This window comes from Streptomyces djakartensis (assembly GCF_014651075.1).
Classification (GTDB): Bacteria; Actinomycetota; Actinomycetes; order Streptomycetales; family Streptomycetaceae; genus Streptomyces; species Streptomyces djakartensis.
Genome location: NZ_BMWE01000018.1, coordinates 36,212 through 57,623, shown reverse-complemented (window position 1 = coordinate 57,623; position 21,412 = coordinate 36,212). Strand labels below are relative to the sequence as shown.

The window sequence follows — 21,412 nt, the reverse complement described above, 5'->3', positions numbered from 1 at the left end:
ATTACACTGGGCGGCGTGCCTCAACTTCGTCTCGCCCTGAACCAGATCGACTCGAGCGTCGGCGACCTCGCCCGGAACGCCGAGTCGATCGTCCGCTGGACCCGGCACTCCGCCGAGCAGGGAGCGCACCTCGTGGCGTTCCCGGAGATGGTGCTGACCGGGTACCCCGTCGAGGACCTGGCCCTCAGGTCGTCCTTCGTGGAGGCCTCCCGGGTGGCGCTGCGGAGCCTGGCCGCCCGACTGGCCGAGGAGGGCTTCGGCGAGCTGCCGGTGATCGTCGGCTATCTCGACCGCTCGGCGACCGCCCAGCCGAAGTACGGTCAGCCGGCCGGCGCGCCGCAGAACGCCGGGGCGGTGCTGTACGGCGGCGAGGTGGTTCTGAGCTTCGCCAAGCACCACCTGCCGAACTACGGAGTCTTCGACGAGTTCCGCTACTTCGTGCCCGGCGACAGCATGCCGGTGCTGCGGGTCCACGGCGTGGATGTCGCCCTGGCCATCTGCGAGGACCTCTGGCAGGACGGTGGCCGTGTCCCGGCGGCCCGCTCGGCGCAGGCGGGCCTGCTGGTCTCGATCAACGCGTCCCCCTACGAGCGCGACAAGGACGACACGCGCCTGGAGCTGGTCCGCAAGCGGGCCCAGGAGGCCGGCTGCACGACGGCCTACCTGGCCATGATCGGCGGCCAGGACGAACTGGTCTTCGACGGCGACTCGATCGTGGTCGACAGCAACGGCGAGGTGGTGGCGCGGGCGCCGCAGTTCGCCGAGGGCAGTGTGGTCCTGGACCTGGACCTGCCGGCGGCTTCGGCGGACGCCCCGGCCGGCGTGGTGGACGACGGCCTGCGCATCGACCGGGTGATCCTCTCGGAGGACCCCCTGGCGCCGTACGAGCCCGAGTTCACGGGCAGCTACGCGGACCGCCTGGACGACGACGAGGAGGTCTACTCGGCGCTGGTGGTGGGCCTGAGGGCGTACGTGGCGAAGAACGGCTTCAAGTCGGTGCTGATCGGCCTGTCGGGCGGTATCGACTCGTCGCTGGTCGCGGCGATCGCCTGTGACGCGGTGGGCGCGCAGAACGTATACGGCGTCTCGATGCCGTCGAAGTACTCCTCGGACCACTCGAAGGACGACGCGGCGGAACTTGCCCGGCGCACCGGCCTGAACTACCGCACGGTTCCGATCGAGCCGATGTTCGACGCCTACATGGGCTCCCTGGGCCTGTCCGGCCTCGCCGAGGAGAACCTCCAGTCCCGGCTGCGCGGCACGCTGCTCATGGCCATCTCCAACCAGGAGGGCCACATCGTGCTGGCGCCCGGCAACAAGTCGGAGCTGGCGGTCGGCTACTCGACCCTCTACGGCGACTCGGTCGGCGCGTACGGCCCCATCAAGGACGTCTACAAGACGTCGGTCTTCCGCCTCTCCGAGTGGCGCAACCGGGCCGCCCGGGAGCGCGGCCAGACCCCGCCCATCCCGGAGAGCTCCATCACCAAGCCCCCGAGCGCGGAACTCCGCCCCGGCCAGGTCGACACGGACTCGCTCCCCGACTACCCGGTGCTGGACGCGATCCTGGAGCTGTACGTCGACCGGGACCGGGGCGCCGACGAGATCGTCGCGGCCGGCTTCGACCCCGCCCTGGTCGCGAAGACCCTGCGCATGGTCGACACGGCGGAGTACAAGCGGCGGCAGTACCCGCCGGGCACGAAGATCTCGGCGAAGGGCTTCGGCAAGGACCGGCGGCTGCCGATCACCAACGGCTGGCGGGAGTCGCTCTGACGAACCCCGCCCGGGATCTCACAAGTCCGCCGTCTGCGACGCCGGTGCCCAGGCGAACCCGTCCGGGTCCGTGAACGCCCCGGCGTCGCCGCCGATCGTGAGCCGGTGGGAGCCGGTGCCGTCGGGGGAGACGCCGGCGACCTTGGCCAGGCCCCGGCGCTTGTACAGCGCCAGTTTGACGGGAGCCGACCCGGAGTCGAACTCGACGTACTTGCCGCCGAAGCTCTTGCCCACGGTGAGGCCGCGCTCGACGTAGAACTGCTTGGCGGCCTTCACGTCCTTGACGCCGAGCAGCAGGACGAGCTCGTCGAAACGCTTCGACGCGGGGCCGGTGTTCTTCTTCGACGACGTCGCGATCTGCCAGATCGTTCCGTCCGGGGCCTGTACGACGCCCCCGTAGCCCCACAGCGACCTGGCGGCGGGCTTCAGGGTCGTGGCACCGGCCGCCACGGCCGCGTCGACGAGGGCGTCGACGTCGGCGGGCTGGGAGACCACGAGGGACAGGGTGAACCCGCGGAACCCGGTGCTCGGTGCCTCCGAGGCCCGCAGGCGCACCTGCCCGCCCAGGCCGAAGGCGGTGGTGTAGAAGCGTTCGGCGGCGGCGAGATCGGTCACCCCGAGGGTGACGCATGCGATGGACGTCATGGAAACGACGCTAATCGCGGCGCCGGGACCCCGCTTCTCGATTCCTGACCGGTAGACCGGTACGGCGCGGCCGGGTGCGGTCAGCCCTCCTGCTGTCGCTTCAGACCGGCCAGCAACTCGTGCAGCGGCTCCTTCGCCCGCCGCCGGTACTCCTGGACCGCCCAGCCGTTGCCGTCCGGATCCTGGAAGTGCATGAAGGTGGCGCCGTCGCTGGGGGCGTACTGGACCGGCTCCGAGACGTCGAGCCCGCGCGCGACGAACTCCGTGCGGGCCGCCTCGATGTCGGACACGCACAGTTGCAGGCCCTGGTAGGAGCCGGGGGCCGGGGTGGGTCCGGGGGTCATCTCCCAGATCGAGTGGCCGAGGGCGATCGAGCAGCCGGAGCCGGGCGGCGTCAGCTGGACGATCCGCATCCCGGGTATCACCTCCTGGTCGATGTCCACGTGGAAGCCGACCTTGTCCCGGTAGAAGTCCCGGGCCCGGTCGATGTCGCTCACGGGCAGCGGGATGACTTCCAGGGTGATGTCCACGGCGAGACTCCTTCGTCCGGCGTCAGGCGAACCGCCACCTCGTCTGGCTGAACGGCTCTCCCTTACCGAAGCCGAAAACGGTGCGTGGCGCCACCGAGTAGACGACCGCGTGGCCCGCGCCGTGGTGGAAATACCCGTCCCGCACCTCGAAGTGCCAGAAGCCGCCGTACTTCGCCTCCCACCCGGCGGCCAGTTCCCGTAGCCGGGCCTCGTCGGTCACGCGGGCCGCCTGGCCCTCCACCACCAGGTCGTAGCCCGCGTTCCAGGTGTTCGTGCCGGTGGTCAGCACGACGTGCGGGTTCTCCGCGAGGTTCCTCGCCTTGCGTTCCTCCGGGCCCGTGCAGAAGTGCAGGGCGCCGTGCGACCAGACCGCCGGAAGCGGGGTGACGTGGGGTCGTCCGTCCGGCCGTACCGTCGTGATCCAGAACAGCTCCGCCGCCCTCAGCCGCGCCTCGGCGTCCTCCCAGTCGGTCGCGGTGGCTGTCTCGTCGCTGTACCGCCGGTCGAGCCTGGTCTCGGGGTGCGTGGTGGTCATGAGTGTCCTCCCGGCCTCTCGCTTCACAGGGCAGACCCCGTCCGTCCCCCGAACTCATCGGAGCCCGGCCCCGGGTCTGCGGTTAGGCTCAAAGCCGAAAGACCTTGATCCGGGGAAAAGCACGAGGCGAGACCGAGGGAGGCCCGGGATGACGGCGGCGCCGGGGCGCAGGAGCAGTACCTTCACACGGCTGCTGCGGCACGGCTTCACCGACGCCTCCGCCGCCGAGCGGCTCCTGGACAGTCCCGAGCTGGTGCCGCTGCGCGACGACCCGGTGCTGCTGGACGCCCTGGGCGCGACGGCCGACCCGGATCTGGCGCTCCTCGGGCTCGTCCGGCTGCTGGAGGCCCAGCCGGGCCCCGGCGCCCGCCGGGAACTGCTCGACACGCTGATCTCGTCCAAGCCGCTGCGCGACCGGCTGCTCGGTGTGCTCGGCGCCTCCACGGCCCTCGCCGACCACCTCACCCGGCACCCGGAGGACTGGCAGGCGCTCGTCATGTACGAGGCGTACGACCTGCACCCCGGCGTGGAGGAGTTCGAGGCCGGCCTCGCGGAGGCGGACGACCCCGTCTCGCTGCGCGTCGCCTACCGGCGCTGCCTGCTGTCCATCGCCGCCCGGGACGTGTGCGGCACCACCGGCGTCGCCGAGTCCGCCGCCGAACTCGCCGACCTCGCCACCGCCACCCTGCGCGCCGCCCTCCGCCTCGCGCGGGCCGCCGCGCCCGAGGACGACGCCCTGTGCCGGCTCGCGGTCATCGCGATGGGCAAGTGCGGCGGCCACGAACTCAACTACGTCTCCGACGTGGACGTCATCTTCGTGGCGGAGCCCGCCGAGGAGGCCGACGAGACCAAGGCCCTGCGCGCCGCGACCCGGCTGGCCTCGCACCTGATGCGGATCTGCTCGGAGACGACGGTCGAGGGGTCCATCTGGCCCGTGGACGCCAACCTCCGGCCCGAGGGCAGGAACGGCCCGCTGGTGCGGACCCTCTCCAGCCACCTCGCCTACTACCAGCGCTGGGCCAAGACCTGGGAGTTCCAGGCCCTGCTCAAGGCCCGTCCGGTCGCCGGCGACCTGGAGCTCGGCGAGGAGTACGTGGCCGCGGTCCAGCCCCTGGTGTGGAAGGCCGCCGAGCGCGAGAACTTCGTCCCCGACGTGCAGAAGATGCGCCGCCGGGTCGTGGAGAACATCCCCGCCGCCGAGGTCGACCGCCAGCTGAAACTGGGGCCGGGCGGCCTCAGGGACGTGGAGTTCGCCGTGCAGCTGCTCCAGCTGGTGCACGGCCGGACCGACACCTCCCTGCGCAGCGGCACGACTCTGGACGCGCTGGGGGCCCTGGCAGCCGGCGGTTACGTGGGCCGGGCCGACGCCGCGCAGCTCGACGAGGCGTACCGCTTCCTGCGCTCCATGGAGCACCGGATCCAGCTGTTCCGGCTGCGCCGCACCCACCTCGTGCCCGAGGAGGAGGCCGAGCTGCGCCGCATCGGCCGCTCCCTCGGGCTGCGCACCGACCCGGTCGCCGAGCTGCTGCGCGAGTGGAAGCGGCACGCCACCGTGGTGCGCCGGCTGCACGAGAAGCTGTTCTACCGGCCGCTGCTCGACGCGGTCGCCCAGCTCGCCACCGGCGAGGCCCGCCTCAGCGCCGAGGCGGCCCGGGAGCGGATGGTCGCCCTCGGCTACGCCGACCCCGCCTCCGCCCTGCGCCACCTGGAGGCACTGGCCTCCGGCGTCACCCGCAAGGCCGCTATCCAGCGCACCCTGCTCCCCGTCCTGCTGGGCTGGTTCGCCGACTCGGCCGACCCGGACGCCGGTCTGCTGAACTTCCGCAAGGTCTCGGACGCCCTCGGCAAGACGCCCTGGTATCTGCGGTTGCTGAGGGACGAGGGCGCCGCCGCGGAGAACCTCGCCCGGGTCCTGTCCGCCGGCCGGCTCGCCCCCGACCTGCTGCTGCGCGCACCGGAGGCGGTGGCGCTGCTCGGCGACGGGGACGGCGGTGGTCTCGAACCGCGGTCCCGCGCCCACCTGGAGCAGGAGATCCTCGCGGCGGTCCGCCGGGCCGACGGGGCCGCCCAGGCGGTCACCGCCGCCCGCGGGGTGCGTCGCCGCGAGCTGTTCCGTACGGCCGCCGCCGACATCGTCGGCTCCTACGGCACCGAGGAGCAGCCCGCCGAGGCGGACCAGGGCGCCCTGGTCGACCGGGTCGGCGGCGCGGTGTCCGACCTGACGGCCGCGACCCTCGCCGGCACGCTCCGCGCGGTCGTGCGCGACGGCTGGGGCGACAGCCTGCCCACCCGGTTCGCGATCATCGGCATGGGCCGGTTCGGCGGCCACGAGCTGGGCTACGGCTCCGACGCGGACGTGCTGTTCGTGCACGAGCCGCGCGACGGCGTCGACGAGCGCGAGGCCTCCCAGGCGGCCAACAAGGTCGTCTCCGAGATGCGCCGCCTGCTGCAGCTCCCCAGTGCCGACCCGCCCCTGCTCATCGACGCCGACCTGCGCCCCGAGGGCAAGTCCGGGCCGCTCGTGCGCACCCTCACCTCGTACGCGGCGTACTACCGCCGCTGGTCCATGACCTGGGAGTCGCACGCGCTGCTGCGGGCGGAACCGGTCGCCGGGGACGAGGACCTCGGCCGCCGGTTCATCGAGCTGGTCGACCCGCTGCGCTACCCGGCGGACGGGCTCGCCGACGAGGCCGTCCGCGAGATCCGGCGGCTGAAGGCCCGGATGGAGTCCGAACGGCTCCCGCGCGGCGCGGACCCGAAGCTGCACGCCAAGCTCGGGCCGGGCGGTCTGTCCGACGTGGAGTGGACCGTGCAGCTGCTGCAACTACGGCACGGCGCGGCCGAGCCGGGCCTGCGGACCACGCGGACCCGTCAGGCCCTGGCCGCCGCCCGGGCGGCCGGGCTCATCACGGACGAGGACGCGGCCACCCTGGACGAGGCCTGGGTCCTCGCGACCCGCGTCCGCAACGCGGTGATGCTGGTGCGCGGCCGGGCCGCCGACACGTTCCCGGCGGAGGCCCGCGAACTGGCCGCCGTGGGCCGGTACCTGGGCTACGGCCCCGGCCACGCCGGGGACATGCTCGACGCGTACCGGCGGACGGCGCGCAGGGCGCGGGGCGTCGTGGAGGAGCTGTTCTACGGGATCACCGAGCGGTAGGAGGCGAGGGATCAGACCCTCGCCGCCGGCTGCCCGTCCTCTGCCCGGGCCCCGGCGCCCGGCTCGTCCTCGGCCCCGGGCGGGCCCGGCCGCTGGGCAGGCACCACCTTCGGCAGGGTGTACGGCTGCCTCCCGTACCAGAGCCTCGCCACCGCGAAGCCGAACGCCAGGCACAGGATGCCACCGACGGCATCCAGCCAGAAGTGGTTGGCCGTGGCGACGATCACCACCAGTGTCAGCGCCGGGTACAGCACGCCCAGCACCCGCGCCCAGGGGACCGTCGACAGGGCGAAGATCGTCAGGCCGCACCAGACCGACCAGCCGATGTGCATCGAGGGCATCGCGGCGTACTGGTTGGACATGTTCTTCAGGTCGCCGGACGCCATCGAGCCCCAGGTCTGGTGGACCATGACCGTGTCGATGAAGTCGCCGCCGTGCATCAGCCGCGGGGGCGCCAGTGGATACAGGTAGTAACCGGCCAGGGCTACGGCGGTCGTCGCGAACAGCACCAGGCGGGTCGCCGCGTAGCGGCCGGGATGGCGACGGTACAGCCACACCAGGACACCCAGCGTCACCACGAAGTGGAGCGTCGCGTAGTAGTAGTTCATGCCGATGATCAGCCAAGTCACCGAGTTCACGGCCTGGTTGACGGACTCCTCGACGGCGATGCCCAGGAAGTGCTCGGCCTTCCAGATCCAGTCGGCGTTGCTCAGCGCCTCGGCCCTCTGTTCGGGCACGGCGTTCCGCACGAGCGAGTACGTCCAGTAACTGACCGCGATCAGCAGGATCTCGAACCAGAACCGGGGACGGCGGGGGGTGCGCAGCCGGTGCAGCGGACCCGGCCCGTTCCCGGCCGCGACCGGCTGTGGAAGGGCCGATTCCCGGCCTTCCGGCGTCGTCACGGTCGAGTTACCCATAGGCGCAAAGTCTGCCAGAAAAGGACTTCCCCACCGATCATCCCGCGGCCCGGTGCGGGCCGCATGTTCTGCGGCGGGATCAGGCCACGGACCGGCCACGGACCTGCGACGGACCTCAGGAGCGAACGCGGTCCCCGGGAGCCGACGCGGTCGAACCGCGCACCACCAGTTCCGGCATGAACACGAACTCGCTGTGGGGCGCGGGCGTCCCGCCGATCTCCTCCAGCAGTGTGCGCACGGCCGCCTGGCCCATCGCCGGGACCGGCTTGCGGATCGTCGTCAGCGGCGGGTCCGTGAAGGCGATCAGCGGCGAGTCGTCGAAGCCGACCACGGAGATGTCCTTCGGCACGTCCAGGCCGTGCTGCCGGGCCGCCCGGATCGCGCCCAGCGCCATCATGTCGCTGGCGCACACCACGGCCGTGCAGTTCCTCTCGATCAGCGCCGCGGCCGCGGCCTGACCGCCCTCCAGGGTGTAGAGGGAGTGCTGGACCAGCTCCGACTCCACGGTCCCGGCGCCCAGACCCAGCTGGTCCTGCATGGCGCGCACGAACCCCTCGATCTTGCGCTGCACCGGCACGAACCGCTTGGGCCCCAGGGCCAGACCGATCCGTGTGTGCCCCAGGGACACCAGGTGTGTGACCGCGAGACTCATCGCGGCACGGTCGTCGGGCGAGATGAACGGCGCCTGCACCTTCGGAGAGAAGCCGTCGACCAGCACGTACGGCACGCCCTGCGCGCGCAGCCGGTCGTAGCGCTGCATGTCGGCGGTGGTGTCCGCGTGCAGTCCGGAGACGTAGATGATGCCGGCGACCCCGCGGTCGACGAGCATCTCGGTCAGCTCGTCCTCGGTCGAGCCGCCCGGGGTCTGAGTGGCCAGCACCGGCGTGTAGCCCTGCCGGGTCAGCGCCTGGCCGATGACCTGCGCCAGAGCCGGGAAGATCGGGTTCTCAAGCTCCGGGGTGATCAGGCCCACCAGGCCCTCGCTGCGCTGCCGCAGCCGCACCGGGCGCTCGTAGCCCAGCACGTCGAGCGCGGCCAGCACGGACTCGCGGGTGGTGGCGGCGACGCCGGGCTTCCCGTTGAGGACGCGGCTGACGGTCGCTTCGCTCACCCCCGCCTGCGCGGCGATGTCGGCAAGCCGTGTGGTCACAGCACTGGACTGTAGCGGCCGGGGTTCCGCTTGCGTACCGACGGGACGCCTGGCGCGCGCCGTGGCACGGCCCGCTGCGGGTTGCTTGGTCATCGCGGTCCCTCGAAGTTCGTGTCGGCGTCCGGTCCGCAACGGATGATTCCCCCGGCGGAAACGGATAGCAAGTGCTTGCAGAGTCTTGCACAGGTGCCCCACTCCCCGCTGAACGCCTGAAATCCGGGGTCACAGCGGCCCAGCGGGAGGTCACGGCGGGATAACCATCCGCACCTCTTGCAACTTTTTGCTGCAAGGTCTTTCGCAACTCCTTCAAGCGCGGCTAATCTCACCGACGCCCGGCGGCCAACGGCGCAGTCGGCAGCACGAAACGGGCTTCACCCTCAAGGAGAACTCATGCGGCGTGGCATAGCGGCCACCGCGCTGGTGGCGTCCCTCGCCCTGGCGGCGACGGCGTGCGGCGGAAGCGACAGCGGCGACAAGGCCGACGGTCCGGTCACCATCACCTGGTGGGACACCTCCAACGCCACCAACGAGGCGCCGACCTACCAGGCCCTCGTCAAGGAGTTCGAGGCCGCCAACAAGGACGTCAAGGTCAACTACGTCAACGTCCCCTTCGACCAGGCGCAGAACAAGTTCGACACCGCCGCCGGCTCCAAGGGCGCTCCCGACGTGCTGCGCTCCGAGGTCGGCTGGACCCCGGCCTTCGCCAAGAAGGGCTTCTTCCTGCCGCTGGACGACACCGAGGCCCTCGCCGAGCAGGACAGGTTCCAGCCCAGCCTGATCGAGCAGGCCAAGTACGAGGGCAAGACCTACGGCGTCCCCTTCACCACGGACACCCTCGCCCTCGTCTACAACAAGGAACTGTTCAAGAAGGCCGGCGTCGAGGCACCCAAGACCTGGGACGACCTGAAGAAGGCCGCCGCCACCATCAAGGACAAGACCGGCGTCGACGGCTACTGGGGCTCCACCCAGGCCTACTACGCCCAGTCCTTCCTCTACGGCGAGGGCGCCGACACCGTCGACGTCGACGCCAAGAAGATCACCGTCACCTCGCCGGAGGCCAAGAAGGCCTACGGCACCTGGCAGAGCCTCTTCAAGGGCAAGGGCCTGCACAAGGCCGACACCACCGCCGACGCCTACGCCCACATCCAGGAGGCGTTCGTCAGCGGCAAGGTCGCCTCGATCATCCAGGGCCCGTGGGAGATCACCAACTTCTACAAGGGCTCCGCCTTCAAGGACAAGGGCAACCTCGGCATCGCCACCGTCCCGGCCGGCTCCACCGGCAAGGCGGGCGCCCCGACCGGCGGCCACAACCTCTCCGTCTACGCCGGCTCCGACTCCGCCCACCAGAAGGCCGCGCTGAAGTTCGTCAACTTCATGACCTCGGCGAAGGCGCAGGAGACCATCGCGCTGAAGAACTCCACGCTCCCCACCCGCGAGGACGCCTACACGGCGGAGGTCAAGGCCGACCCGGGCATCGCCGGCTACCAGGGCGTGCTGTCCGCCGCCCGGCCGCGCCCGGCGCTGCCCGAGTACAGCTCCCTGTGGACCCCGCTGGACGACGAGCTGATCAAGATCGCGGGCGGCAAGGAGTCCCTGGACAAGGGCCTCGGCAACGCCGAGACCGCCATCGCCAAGCTGGTGCCGGACTACAGCAAGTGACCACCGTGTGGCCGCCGGGTCCCCGGTCATGGGGGAGGGGACCCGGCGGCCACCGGCCTGCGCCCTTGCCCGGGCAGCCCTCCTGAACTCCTTGAACTTCCAGAAGGTGTCGAACCATGACAGTCGCCATCGACCGAGCGACCGGCAAGCGGCGCGGTGAGCGGGCACCACGGCCCGGGCCGGCCCAGCGGCTGAAGAACGGCTTCCGCAAGCACTGGTACGCCTACGCGATGATCGCCCCGGTGGCGATCGTCCTCGGGGTCCTCGTGCTGTACCCGCTGGCGTACGGCCTGTACCTCACCCTCACCGACGCCAACAGCCTCAACAGCGCCCGCACCATCGGCGTCAACCACATCGACGCCACCTACAGGTTCATCGGCCTGGACAACTACGCCGACATCCTGTGGGGCCCCACGGCGTACGACCGCTTCTGGTCGCACTTCCTCTGGACGATCTTCTGGACGGCGGCCTGCGTCGCCCTGCACTACGGCATCGGCCTCGGTCTCGCCCTGCTCCTCGACCAGAAGCTGCGCGGCCGCACCCTCTACCGGATGATCCTGGTGCTGCCCTGGGCGGTGCCCACCTTCGTCACCGTCTTCGGCTGGCGGTTCATGCTCGCCGACGGCGGCGTCATCAACGGCGGCCTCGACCTGCTGGGGCTGCCGACGCCGCTGTGGCTGGAGGACACCTTCTGGCAGCGGTTCTCCGCGATCATGGTCAACACCTGGTGCGGTGTGCCGTTCATGATGGTCTCGCTGCTCGGCGGACTGCAGTCGATCGACGCGAGCCTGTACGAGGCCTCCGAGATGGACGGCGCCAATGCCTGGCAGCGCTTCCGGTACGTCACCCTGCCCGGCCTCAGGTCCGTCAGCACCACCGTCGTGCTGCTCGGCGTCATCTGGACGTTCAACCAGTTCCCCATCGTCTTCCTGCTGTTCGGCAACACCGCCCCCGACGCGCAGATCCTCGTGACCTGGGCCTACCAGCTGGGCTTCGGGCAGCAGCCGCGCGACTACGCCCAGTCCGCGGCCTACGGGATCCTGCTCCTGTCCATCCTGATCGTCTTCACCTCCTTCTACCGCCGCTGGCTGAACCGCAACGAGCAGCAGCTCGCGATCTGAGGCAGGAGTTTCGAAAATGAGTACGACGAGTACGACCGCAGTCGAGACCTCCGCCGAGGTCACCCGGCGGCGCCCCGCCGATCGCCCGCGCAAGGTCCGAGGCCGCGGCGAGCGCAGCCGTGCCGCCTCCCTCGCCTCGCACGCCGTGCTGATCGGCGCGAGCCTGATCGCGCTCTTCCCGGTCGCCTGGCTGGTGTTCCTGTCCCTCGGCCCGGACAAGGACGACTACCTCCACCCCGGGCGCATCTGGGGCAGGATGACGCTCGACAACTACGCGTTCGTTCTGCAGGACACCGGCTTCTTCGACTGGCTGACGAGCACGCTGGTGGTGGTGCTGGGCACCACGCTCATCGGTGTCGTCGTCGCCGCGTCCACCGGTTACGCCGTCTCCCGCATGCGGTTCCCCGGCTACCGGAAGCTGATGTGGGTCCTGCTGGTCACCCAGATGTTCCCGATTGCAGTACTGATCGTGCCGATGTACCAGATTCTCTCGGATCTGCAGCTCATCGACAGCTACCTTGGTCTCATCCTTGTCAACTGCACCACGATCGTGCCGTACTGTGCCTGGCTGATGAAGGGCTATTTCGACACCATCCCGTTCGAGATCGACGAGGCCGGGCGCGTCGACGGACTGACCCCGTTCGGCACGTTCGCGCGGCTGATCCTGCCGCTGGCCAAGCCGGGCCTCGCGGTCGCGGCGTTCTACAGCTTCCTCACGGCCTTCGGTGAGGTCGCGTTCGCCTCGACCTTCATGCTGAGCGACGACAAGTACACCTTCGCCGTCGGTCTGCAGACCTTCGTGAGCGAGCACGACGCGCAGCGCAACCTGATGGCCGCGACGGCTGTGCTGATCGCGATACCGGCCGCCCTGTTCTTCTACCTCGTGCAGAAGAACCTGGTGACCGGGCTCACCGCGGGCGGTACCAAGGGGTGACGTTTGCTCGTGGGCCGGCCGCGGCGCCGTCGTGGCCGGTCGCGCAGTTCCCCGCGCCCCTGTGGGGGCGCGGTAGGGCGGCCGTGGTGCCCATCCGACCCCGCTGTGCCGCGGCCGCCCGGGCCCACCCACGCTTCCCATGACCGACATCCTGTTACGCATCAAGGACGACATGAGCCAGCACTCAGCCGCACCTGTCCCCACCCCCGCGTCCGCAGTGGCCGTCGCCAAGCGTGGCGACTGGTGGCGGGACGCGGTGATCTACCAGGTGTACCCGCGCAGCTTCGCCGACAGCAACGGCGACGGCATGGGCGACCTGGAGGGTGTCCGCACCCGCCTGCCGTACCTGCGCGACCTCGGCGTGGACGCCGTGTGGCTCAGCCCCTTCTACGCCTCGCCGCAGGCCGACGCGGGTTATGACGTGGCCGACTACCGGGCCGTCGACCCCATGTTCGGCAACCTCCTGGACGCCGACGCGCTGATCCGCGACGCCCACCGGCTCGGTCTGCGCATCATCGTCGACCTCGTGCCCAACCACTCCTCCGACCAGCACGAGTGGTTCAGGAGGGCCGTAGCCGAGGGCCCCGGGTCTCCGCTCCGGGAGCGCTACCACTTCCGGCCCGGCAAGGGCGCGAACGGCGAGCTGCCGCCCAACGACTGGGAGTCGATCTTCGGCGGTCCGGCCTGGACCCGGGTCACCGAACCCGACGGCACACCCGGTGAGTGGTACCTGCACCTCTTCGCCCCGGAGCAGCCCGACTTCAACTGGGAGCACCCAGCGGTCGGCGACGAGTTCCGCTCCATCCTGCGCTTCTGGCTGGACATGGGCGTCGACGGCTTCCGCATCGACGTCGCCCACGGTCTGGTGAAGGCGGAGGGGCTGCCCGACCTTGGATCCCACGACCAGGTGAAGCTGCTGGGCAACGATGTCATGCCGTTCTTCGACCAGGAGGGCGTGCACGAGATCTACCGGCAGTGGCGGCTCATCCTCGACGAGTACGCCGAAAGGAAGGGGCCCGAAGGGCCTTCGTCAGAAGGGCGGTGGTGGGAGACGGGAGGGCGGATCTTCGTGGCCGAGGCGTGGACGCCGACCATCGAGCGCACCGCCCACTACGTCCGCCCGGACGAGCTGCACCAGGCCTTCAACTTCCAGTACCTGAGCACCCACTGGGACGCCGAGGAGATGCGCGAGGTCATCGACCGCACCCTGGAGGCCATGCGCCCCGTCGGCGCTCCCGCCACCTGGGTGCTGTCCAACCACGACGTGACCCGGCACGCCACCCGCTTCGCCAACCCGCCCGGCCTCGGTACCCAGATCCGCCTGGCCGGCGACCGGGAACTGGGGCTGCGCCGGGCCCGGGCCGCGACCTTGCTGATGCTGGCCCTGCCCGGGTCGGCGTACATCTACCAGGGCGAGGAGCTCGGCCTGCCCGACGTCGTCGACCTGCCCGACGAGGTGCGTCAGGACCCGGCGTACTTCCGGGGTGCGGGCCAGGACGGCTTCCGTGACGGGTGCCGGGTGCCGATCCCATGGACCCGGACCGGATCGTCGTACGGCTTCGGAGAGGGCGGCAGCTGGCTTCCGCAGCCGGAGGGATGGGGCGAGCTGAGCGTCGAGGCGCAGACCGGCGTGCCGGGCTCGACGCTGGAGCTGTACCGGGCCGCGCTCGCGGTGCGCCGTGAGCAGCGCGACCTCGGCGCCGGTTCGTCCGTGGAGTGGCTGCGGGCGCCGGAGGGAGTGCTGGCCTTCCGGCGCGGGGAGTTCGTGTGCGTGGCGAACACCACCGGCGAGTCGGTGGCGATGCCGGCGTACGGCCGGCTGCTGGTCGCGAGCGGGGAGATCGTCCACGTGGACGACGAGGCGAAGGTGCCCGCCGACACCACGGTGTGGTGGACCACCGTGGTCACCGCCTGATTTCCTTTGAATCTCGTACGGCCCGCTGCCCTTTCGGGTGGCGGGCCTCTACCATCTGCGTGACCGCAAGGTTGCTGAACCTTGCAGCAAGAACCTTCAACGACGAAGGAAGCCCCACATGGCACGCAGACATCTCTCCGCCGCCGTGGCGCTCGCCGCGGCTGTGATTGTCATGAACCCGACTAACGCCCAGGCCTCCCCACCTGGCACCAAGGACGTCACCGCCGTCCTCTTCGAGTGGAAGTACGCCTCCGTCGCCCGCGAGTGCGCGAACACCCTCGGGCCCGCCGGATACGGCTTCGTCCAGGTCTCACCGCCCGCCGAGCACATACCGGGCCCGCAGTGGTGGACCTCGTACCAGCCCGTCAGCTACAAGATCGCCGGCCGGCTCGGCGACCGCGCGGCCTTCCGGAACATGGTGGACACCTGCCACGCGGCCGGTGTGAAGGTCGTCGTCGACACCGTCGTCAACCACATGTCGGCGGGCAGCGGCACCGGCACCGGGGGCTCGTCCTACAGCAAGTACACCTACCCGGGCCTGTACTCCCCGTACGACTTCGACGACTGCACCGGCCGGATCGGCGACTACCGGGACCGGTGGAACGTCCAGCACTGCGAACTGGTCGGGCTCGCCGACCTCGACACCGGCGAGAACTACGTCCGCGGCGCGATCGCCGGGTACATGAACGACCTGCTCTCCCTCGGCGTCGACGGCTTCCGCATCGACGCGGCCAAGCACATGGACGCCGCCGACCTCGCCGGCATCAAGTCCCGGCTGAGCGATCCGTCGGCGTACTGGAAGCAGGAGGTCATCCAGGGCAGCGGAGAAGCCGTCCAGCCCACCGAGTACACGGGCAACGGCGACGTCCAGGAGTTCCGCTACGCCTACGACCTCAAGCGGGTCTTCAACAGCGAGAACCTCGCCTACCTGAGGAACTACGGCGAGGGCTGGGGCTACCTGAACAGCGGCGTCGCGGGCGTCTTCGTCGACAACCACGACACCGAGCGCAACGGCTCCACGCTGAGCTACAAGGACAACGCCACCTACACCCTGGCCAACGTCTTCATGCTGGCCTGGCCCTACGGCGCCCCGGACATCAACTCCGGCTACGAGTTCACCGACCCCGACGCCGGCCCGCCGGGCGGGGGCCAGGTCGACGCCTGCTGGCGGGACGGCTGGAAGTGCCAGCACAACTGGCCGGAGATCAAGTCCATGGTCGCCTTCCGCAACGCCACGCGCGGCCAGGCCGTCACCGACTGGTGGGACAACGGCGGCGACGCCATCGCCTTCGGCCGGGGCGGCAAGGGCTTCGTGGCCATCAACCACGAGTCCGGCTCCCTGACCCGGACCTACCAGACGTCGCTCGCGGCGGGGACGTACTGCGACGTGCAGAGCAACAGGACGGTGACGGTGGACTCCGGCGGGCGGCTCACGGCCACCCTGGGCTCGAACACGGCCCTGGCGATCCAGGCGGGCAAGTCCGGTTGCTAGAGGTGTGAGGCGGGCCAACTCGGTTCGTTGAAAGTTCTTTCCAACTGTTTCAGGACTCTTGCTGCAAGCGTTTCGGCAGCGATACGGTCGCGCGGGGTCGGACCCGAGAGCCGCAATCGCAAGGAGTCCACGTCAGTGATACCGAGATGGCGTGCGCCCGCAAGGCGCCCAACCGCCCATGCCGGACGGGTCGCTGCGGTCACCGCGACCGCACTGGCCGCAGCGCTCGTCCAGCCGCTCGCCGCGGGGGCCGCCACCCCGCCGGCGCCTCCGTCCGACGCGAAGCTCGCCGCCGAGCCCGCCCGCCACGACGCCACCCGAGAGCAGTTCTACTTCGTCCTGCCGGATCGTTTCGCCAACGGCGACCGCCGCAACGACAAGGGCGGCCTGACCGGATCCCGCCTCGCCACCGGCTACGACCCCACCGACAAGGGCTTCTACCAGGGCGGCGACCTCAAGGGCCTGACCAGGAAACTCGACTACATCAAGGGCCTGGGCACCACCGCCCTCTGGATGGCCCCGATCTTCAGGAACCAGCCCGTGCAGGGGACCGGGGCGAACGCCTCCGCCGGCTACCACGGGTACTGGATCACCGACTTCACCCACGTCGACCCGCACTTCGGCACCAACAAGGACCTCGAGACCCTCATCGACAAGGCCCACGCCAAGGGCATGAAGGTGTTCTTCGACGTCATCACCAACCACACGGCGGACGTCGTCGACTATGAGGAGAAGTCGTACGACTACCTCTCCAAGGGGGCGTTCCCCTACCTGACGAAGGACGGCGTGCCGTTCGACGACGCCGACTACGCCGACGGGCGGCGGGACTTCCCCGAGGTCGACCGCGACTCCTTCCCGCGCACACCGGCCGTTCCCGCCGCGAAGAAGAACCTCAAGGTCCCGTCGTGGCTCAACGACCCGACGATGTACCACAACCGCGGCGACTCCACCTTCGCCGGTGAGAGTTCCACCCACGGCGACTTCTCCGGGCTCGACGACCTGTGGACCGAGCGGCCCGAGGTCGTACGGGGCATGGAGAGGATCTACCAGCGCTGGGTGCGGGACTTCGACGTCGACGGCTTCCGGATCGACACCGTGAAGCACGTCAACATGGAGTTCTGGACGCAGTGGGCCACCGCCCTCGACGCCTACGCCGCCCGGCAGGGGCGCGACGACTTCTTCATGTTCGGCGAGGTGTACTCGGCCGACACGAACGTCACCTCCCCGTACGTCACCCGGGGCCGCCTCGACGCCACGCTCGACTTCCCGTTCCAGGAGGCGGCCCGCCAGTACGCCTCGCAGGGCGGCAGCGCGCAGAAGCTCGCGGGTGTCTTCGGCGACGACTACAAGTACACGACCGGCAAGGCCAACGCCTACGAGCAGGTCACCTTCCTCGGCAACCACGACATGGGCCGCATCGGCCACTTCATCGAGCAGGACAACCCCAAGGCCACCGACGCCCAGCTCCTCGCCAAGGACAGGCTCGCCAACGAGCTGATGTTCCTCAGCCGCGGCAACCCCGTCGTCTACTACGGCGACGAACAGGGCTTCGCCGGGGCGGGCGGCGACAAGGACGCCCGCCAGACCATGTTCGCCTCGCGCACCCCCGACTACCTCGACGACGACCGGATCGGCACCGATGACACCCACGCCGAGGACGCCTACGACACCAGAGCGCCGCTCTACCGCCGGATCAGTGCTCTCGCCGAGCTCCGCAAGGCGAACCCGGCCCTCACCGACGGCGTCCAGCAGCAGCGGTACGCGGCCGACGGCCCGGGCGTGTACGCCTTCTCCCGCACCGACGCGCACACCGGCACCGAGTACGTCGTCGCCTTCAACAACGCGGCGCAGAAGAAGACGGCGACGTTCCCGACCGGCTCGGCGGGCATGACCTTCAAGGGCCTCTACGGCACCGGCGCCTCCGTGAAGAGCGACCGGGACAGGAAGCTCACCGTCACCGTCCCGGCCGGCTCGGCGATCGTGCTCAAGGCGACCGGCAGGCCCGCCGTCCCCGTCATGATGCCGGTCATCACCCTGAAGGCCCCGGCGAGCGGCGCGACCGGCACCGTCGAGCTCACCGCCGACGTGAGGGGCGGGCAGCTCAACCGGGTCGTCTTCGCCGCCCAGGTCGGAGGCGGAAAGTGGCGGACCCTCGGCTCCGCCGACCACGCCCCCTACAAGGTCACCCAGACCATCGGCACCGACGTACCGCCCGGCACCGCCCTGCGTTACAAGGCGGTCGTGATCGACTCGGCGGGCCGCACCGCGAGCGCCCTGGCCGCCTCCACCACCGGCACCCCGCCCACCGAGGAGCCGCCCTCCGCCTCCTCCCGCGACTACGCGATCGTCCACTACAAGCGCACCGACGGCGACTACGCCGACTGGGGCCTGTACGCCTGGGGCGACCTGGCCGACGGCGAGGCCACCCCATGGCCCGCCGGCCACCCCTTCACCGGCCGTGACGCCTACGGCGCCTTCGCCTACGTCAAGCTGAAGCCCGGCGCCTCGACCGTCGGCTTCCTCGTCGTCGACAAGGACGGCACCAAGGACGTCGCCGCGGACCGCACCATCGACGTCACCAGGACCGGCGAGATCTGGATCGAGCAGGGCAAGGAGACCGTCACCACCGAGCGCCCCGACTCCCCGGCGCCCGACAAGACCAAGGCCGTCCTGCACTACCACCGGGCCGACGGCGAATACGACGGCTGGGGCCTGCACGTCTGGACGGGCGCCGCGAACCCCACCGAGTGGTCGAACCCCCTGAAGCCGGTCAAGACTGATACCTATGGTGCGGTCTTCGAGGTACCGCTCACCGACGGTGCCACCAGCCTCAGCTACATCCTCCACAAGGGCGACGCGAAGGACCTGCCCGCCGACCAGTCGCTCGACCTCCGCGCGCACGGCCACGAGGTGTGGCTGTTGAGCGGGCAGGAGAAGTACCTGCTCCCGCAGCCCGCGGGCGCCTCGGGCGCGCTCGACCCGACCACCTCCAAGGCGGTCTGGATCGACCGGAACACGCTCGCCTGGAACGGCTCCGACGCCGCCGCCTCCACCCAGCTGCTCTACGCCCGCGACGGCTCGATCGCGGTGAAGGACGGCGTCCTCACCGGTGCCGCCAGGTGGCTGCGGCTGTCGAGGACCGAACTCAGCGACGCCCAGCAGGCCAGGTTCCCGCACCTGAAGGAGTACGACGCCTGGACCGTCGACCCACGCGACCGCGACCGGGTCCGCCAGGCCCTGCGCGGCCAGGTCGTCGCCACGCAGCGCGCCGCCGGCGGGGCCGTGCTCGCGGCGACCGGCGTCCAGATCGCCGGTGTCCTCGACGACCTGTACTCCGGCGCCACCAGGACCGCTCTGGGGCCGGTGTTCTCCCACGGCCGCCCCACCCTGTCCGTGTGGGCGCCGACCGCGCGGCACGTCTCACTGGAGATCGGTGACACCACCGTGCCGATGCGGCGCGACGACACCACCGGCGTCTGGTCCGTCACCGGCCCGAAGTCCTGGAAGGGCAAGCCCTACCGGTACGTCGTCAAGGTCTGGGCGCCCAGCGCCGGCGAGGTCGTCACCAACAAGGTCACCGACCCCTACGCCCTCGCCCTCACCGCCGACTCCGAGCGCGGCCTCGTCGTCGACCTGCGCGACAAGGCCCTGAAGCCCCGCGGCTGGGCCGCCCTGGCGAAGCCGAAGGCCGTGCCCCTCCGGGACGCCCAGATCCAGGAGCTGCACATCCGGGACTTCTCCGTCGAGGACCGCACGGCGAAGCACCCCGGCACCTACCTCGCCTTCGCCGACAAGGACAGCGACGGCTCCCGGCACCTGCGCGAGCTGGCGAAGGCCGGCACCTCGTACGTCCACCTCCTGCCCGCCTTCGACATCGCCACCATCCCGGAACGCAAGGCCGACCAGGCGAAGGTCGACTGCGACCTCGCCGCCTACCCGGCCGACTCCGACAAGCAGCAGGAGTGCGTCGGGAAGATCGCCGCGAAGGACGCCTACAACTGGGGCTACGACCCGTACCACTACACGGTCCCCGAAGGCTCCTACGCCACCGACCCGGACGGCACCGCCCGTACCGTCGAGTTCCGCGAGATGGTCAAGGCACTCAACGAGGACGGCCTGCGGGTCGTGATGGACGTCGTCTACAACCACACCGCGGCGAGCGGCCAGGAGCGCACCAGCGTCCTCGACCGGATCGTGCCCGGCTACTACCAGCGACTCCTCGCCGACGGCTCGGTCGCGAACAGCACCTGCTGTGCGGGCACCGCCACCGAGAACGCCATGATGGGCAAGCTGGTCGTCGACTCGATCGTCACCTGGGCCCGGGAGTACAAGGTCGACGGCTTCCGCTTCGACCTCATGGGCCACCACCCGAAGGCCAACATCCTCGCGGTCCGCGAGGCCCTCGACGCGCTCACACCGGAGAAGGACGGCGTCGACGGCAAGAAGATCATCCTGTACGGCGAGGGCTGGAACTTCGGCGAGGTCGCCGACGACGCCCGGTTCGTCCAGGCCACGCAGAAGAACATGGCCGGCACCGGCATCGCCACCTTCTCCGACCGGGCCCGCGACGCCGTGCGCGGCGGCGGCCCCTTCGACGAGGACCCCGGCGTCCAGGGCTTCGCCTCCGGCCTGTACACCGAACCCAACTCCTCCGAGCACAACGGCACTCCGGCCGAACAGAAGGCCCGCCTGCTGCACTACCAGGACCTCATCAAGGTCGGCCTCTCGGGCAACCTCGCCGACTACCGGTTCACCGGCACCGGCGGCAAGGAGGTCAAGGGCTCCGAGGTCGACTACAACGGCGCACCCGCCGGTTACGCCGCCGCCCCCGGCGACGCCCTCGCCTACGCCGACGCGCACGACAACGAGTCCCTCTTCGACGCCCTCGCCTTCAAACTGCCCGCGACGACGAGCGCGGCCGACCGGGCCCGGATGCAGGTCCTCGCCATGGCGACCGCCACGCTCTCCCAGGGCCCGGCGCTCTCCCAGGCGGGCAGCGACCTGCTGCGCTCCAAGTCCCTCGACCGCAACTCCTACGACAGCGGCGACTGGTTCAACGCCGTCCACTGGAACTGCGCGGACGGCAACGGCTTCGGCCGCGGACTGCCCATGGCCGCCGACAACGCCGGCAAGTGGCCGTACGCCAGACCCCTGCTGAGCAAGGTCAGGGTGGGCTGCGAGCAGATCGAGCAAGCCTCCGCCGCCTACCGCGACCTGCTGCGGATCCGTACGACCGAGAAGGACTTCTCGCTCTCCACGGCCGGGCAGGTGCAGTCCAGGCTCTCCTTCCCGCTGTCCGGCGAGAACGAGACACCCGGCGTGATCACCATGCGGCTCGGTGACCTCGTCGTCGTCTTCAACGCCACGCCCGACCGGCGGGAACAGCGCGTCCCCGCGCTCGCCGGCACCGGCTACCGCCTGCACCCGGTGCAGACGGCGGGGGCGGACCCCACCGTCCGCTCGTCCTCCTACGCGGCGGAATCCGGCACGTTCGCCGTCCCGGGGCGCACGGTGGCGGTCTTCACCGCCCGTTAGCCGTACCAGCCCCGCCGGGCGGGGAGAAGCGGACCGTCCACGGACCGCATCT

13 protein-coding genes are annotated in these 21,412 nt (G+C 70.5%); 8 read left to right on the top strand and 5 right to left on the bottom strand.

The window, feature by feature from the left end; translation table 11 throughout:
- The first annotated feature begins 15 nt into the window (after positions 1–15).
- Positions 16–1,770, top strand: coding sequence for an NAD+ synthase (locus IE212_RS26800; RefSeq protein ID WP_190200533.1), 1,755 nt, complete (start codon positions 16–18; stop codon positions 1,768–1,770).
- Between the two features lie 18 nt (positions 1,771–1,788).
- Here IE212_RS26800 and IE212_RS26795 read toward each other — a convergent pair whose 3' ends face one another.
- The 3 genes from IE212_RS26795 to IE212_RS26785 all read right to left on the bottom strand — a co-directional run bounded on the left by IE212_RS26795 (position 1,789) and on the right by IE212_RS26785 (position 3,480).
- Entirely contained in the window at positions 1,789–2,415 is a 627-nt protein-coding gene (locus IE212_RS26795) for a VOC family protein (protein WP_190200532.1), read from the bottom strand.
- An 80-nt stretch (positions 2,416–2,495) separates the two neighbouring features.
- Positions 2,496–2,945: a VOC family protein gene (locus IE212_RS26790; protein ID WP_190200531.1), complete on the bottom strand. Its 450-nt coding sequence runs from the start codon at positions 2,943–2,945 to the stop codon at positions 2,496–2,498.
- A gap of 22 nt (positions 2,946–2,967) precedes the next feature.
- The gene (locus IE212_RS26785; RefSeq protein ID WP_190200530.1) at positions 2,968–3,480 is read right to left on the bottom strand and encodes a pyridoxamine 5'-phosphate oxidase family protein; all 513 of its coding nucleotides are present in this window, start codon (positions 3,478–3,480) and stop codon (positions 2,968–2,970) included.
- 148 nt (positions 3,481–3,628) lie between these two features.
- On the opposite strand from IE212_RS26785, the gene IE212_RS26780 reads away from it, so the two are divergent.
- Positions 3,629–6,637: a bifunctional [glutamine synthetase] adenylyltransferase/[glutamine synthetase]-adenylyl-L-tyrosine phosphorylase gene (locus IE212_RS26780; protein ID WP_190200529.1), complete on the top strand. Its 3,009-nt coding sequence runs from the start codon at positions 3,629–3,631 to the stop codon at positions 6,635–6,637.
- Positions 6,638–6,648: 11 nt separating this feature from the next.
- Here IE212_RS26780 and IE212_RS26775 read toward each other — a convergent pair whose 3' ends face one another.
- Together IE212_RS26775 and IE212_RS26770 are read right to left on the bottom strand one after the other, a co-directional pair.
- Positions 6,649–7,554: a phosphatase PAP2 family protein gene (locus tag IE212_RS26775; protein WP_190200528.1), complete on the bottom strand. Its 906-nt coding sequence runs from the start codon at positions 7,552–7,554 to the stop codon at positions 6,649–6,651.
- A gap of 115 nt (positions 7,555–7,669) precedes the next feature.
- A complete protein-coding gene (locus IE212_RS26770) occupies positions 7,670–8,704 on the bottom strand; it encodes a LacI family DNA-binding transcriptional regulator (RefSeq protein ID WP_268250800.1) in 1,035 nt (344 codons plus the stop codon).
- A 390-nt stretch (positions 8,705–9,094) separates the two neighbouring features.
- Between IE212_RS26770 and IE212_RS26765 the strand changes: the two genes are divergently transcribed.
- The 6 genes from IE212_RS26765 (at position 9,095) to pulA (ending at position 21,360) form a co-directional block, all read left to right on the top strand.
- Entirely contained in the window at positions 9,095–10,363 is a 1,269-nt protein-coding gene (locus IE212_RS26765) for an extracellular solute-binding protein (RefSeq protein WP_190200526.1), read from the top strand.
- 116 nt (positions 10,364–10,479) lie between these two features.
- Positions 10,480–11,484, top strand: a complete 1,005-nt coding sequence (locus IE212_RS26760; RefSeq protein ID WP_190200525.1) for a carbohydrate ABC transporter permease — start codon at positions 10,480–10,482, stop codon at positions 11,482–11,484.
- 16 nt (positions 11,485–11,500) lie between these two features.
- Complete coding sequence (locus IE212_RS26755) at positions 11,501–12,418, top strand: sugar ABC transporter permease (RefSeq protein ID WP_190200524.1); 918 nt, start codon at positions 11,501–11,503, stop codon at positions 12,416–12,418.
- Between the two features lie 139 nt (positions 12,419–12,557).
- On the top strand, positions 12,558–14,333 hold the full coding sequence (locus IE212_RS26750) for a glycoside hydrolase family 13 protein (protein ID WP_373301432.1): 1,776 nt from the start codon (positions 12,558–12,560) through the stop codon (positions 14,331–14,333).
- A 118-nt stretch (positions 14,334–14,451) separates the two neighbouring features.
- Positions 14,452–15,825: an alpha-amylase gene (locus IE212_RS26745; protein WP_190200523.1), complete on the top strand. Its 1,374-nt coding sequence runs from the start codon at positions 14,452–14,454 to the stop codon at positions 15,823–15,825.
- Positions 15,826–15,960: 135 nt separating this feature from the next.
- A complete protein-coding gene (gene pulA / locus IE212_RS26740; RefSeq protein ID WP_190200522.1) occupies positions 15,961–21,360 on the top strand; it encodes a pullulanase-type alpha-1,6-glucosidase in 5,400 nt (1,799 codons plus the stop codon).
- Positions 21,361–21,412: the final 52 nt, after the last annotated feature.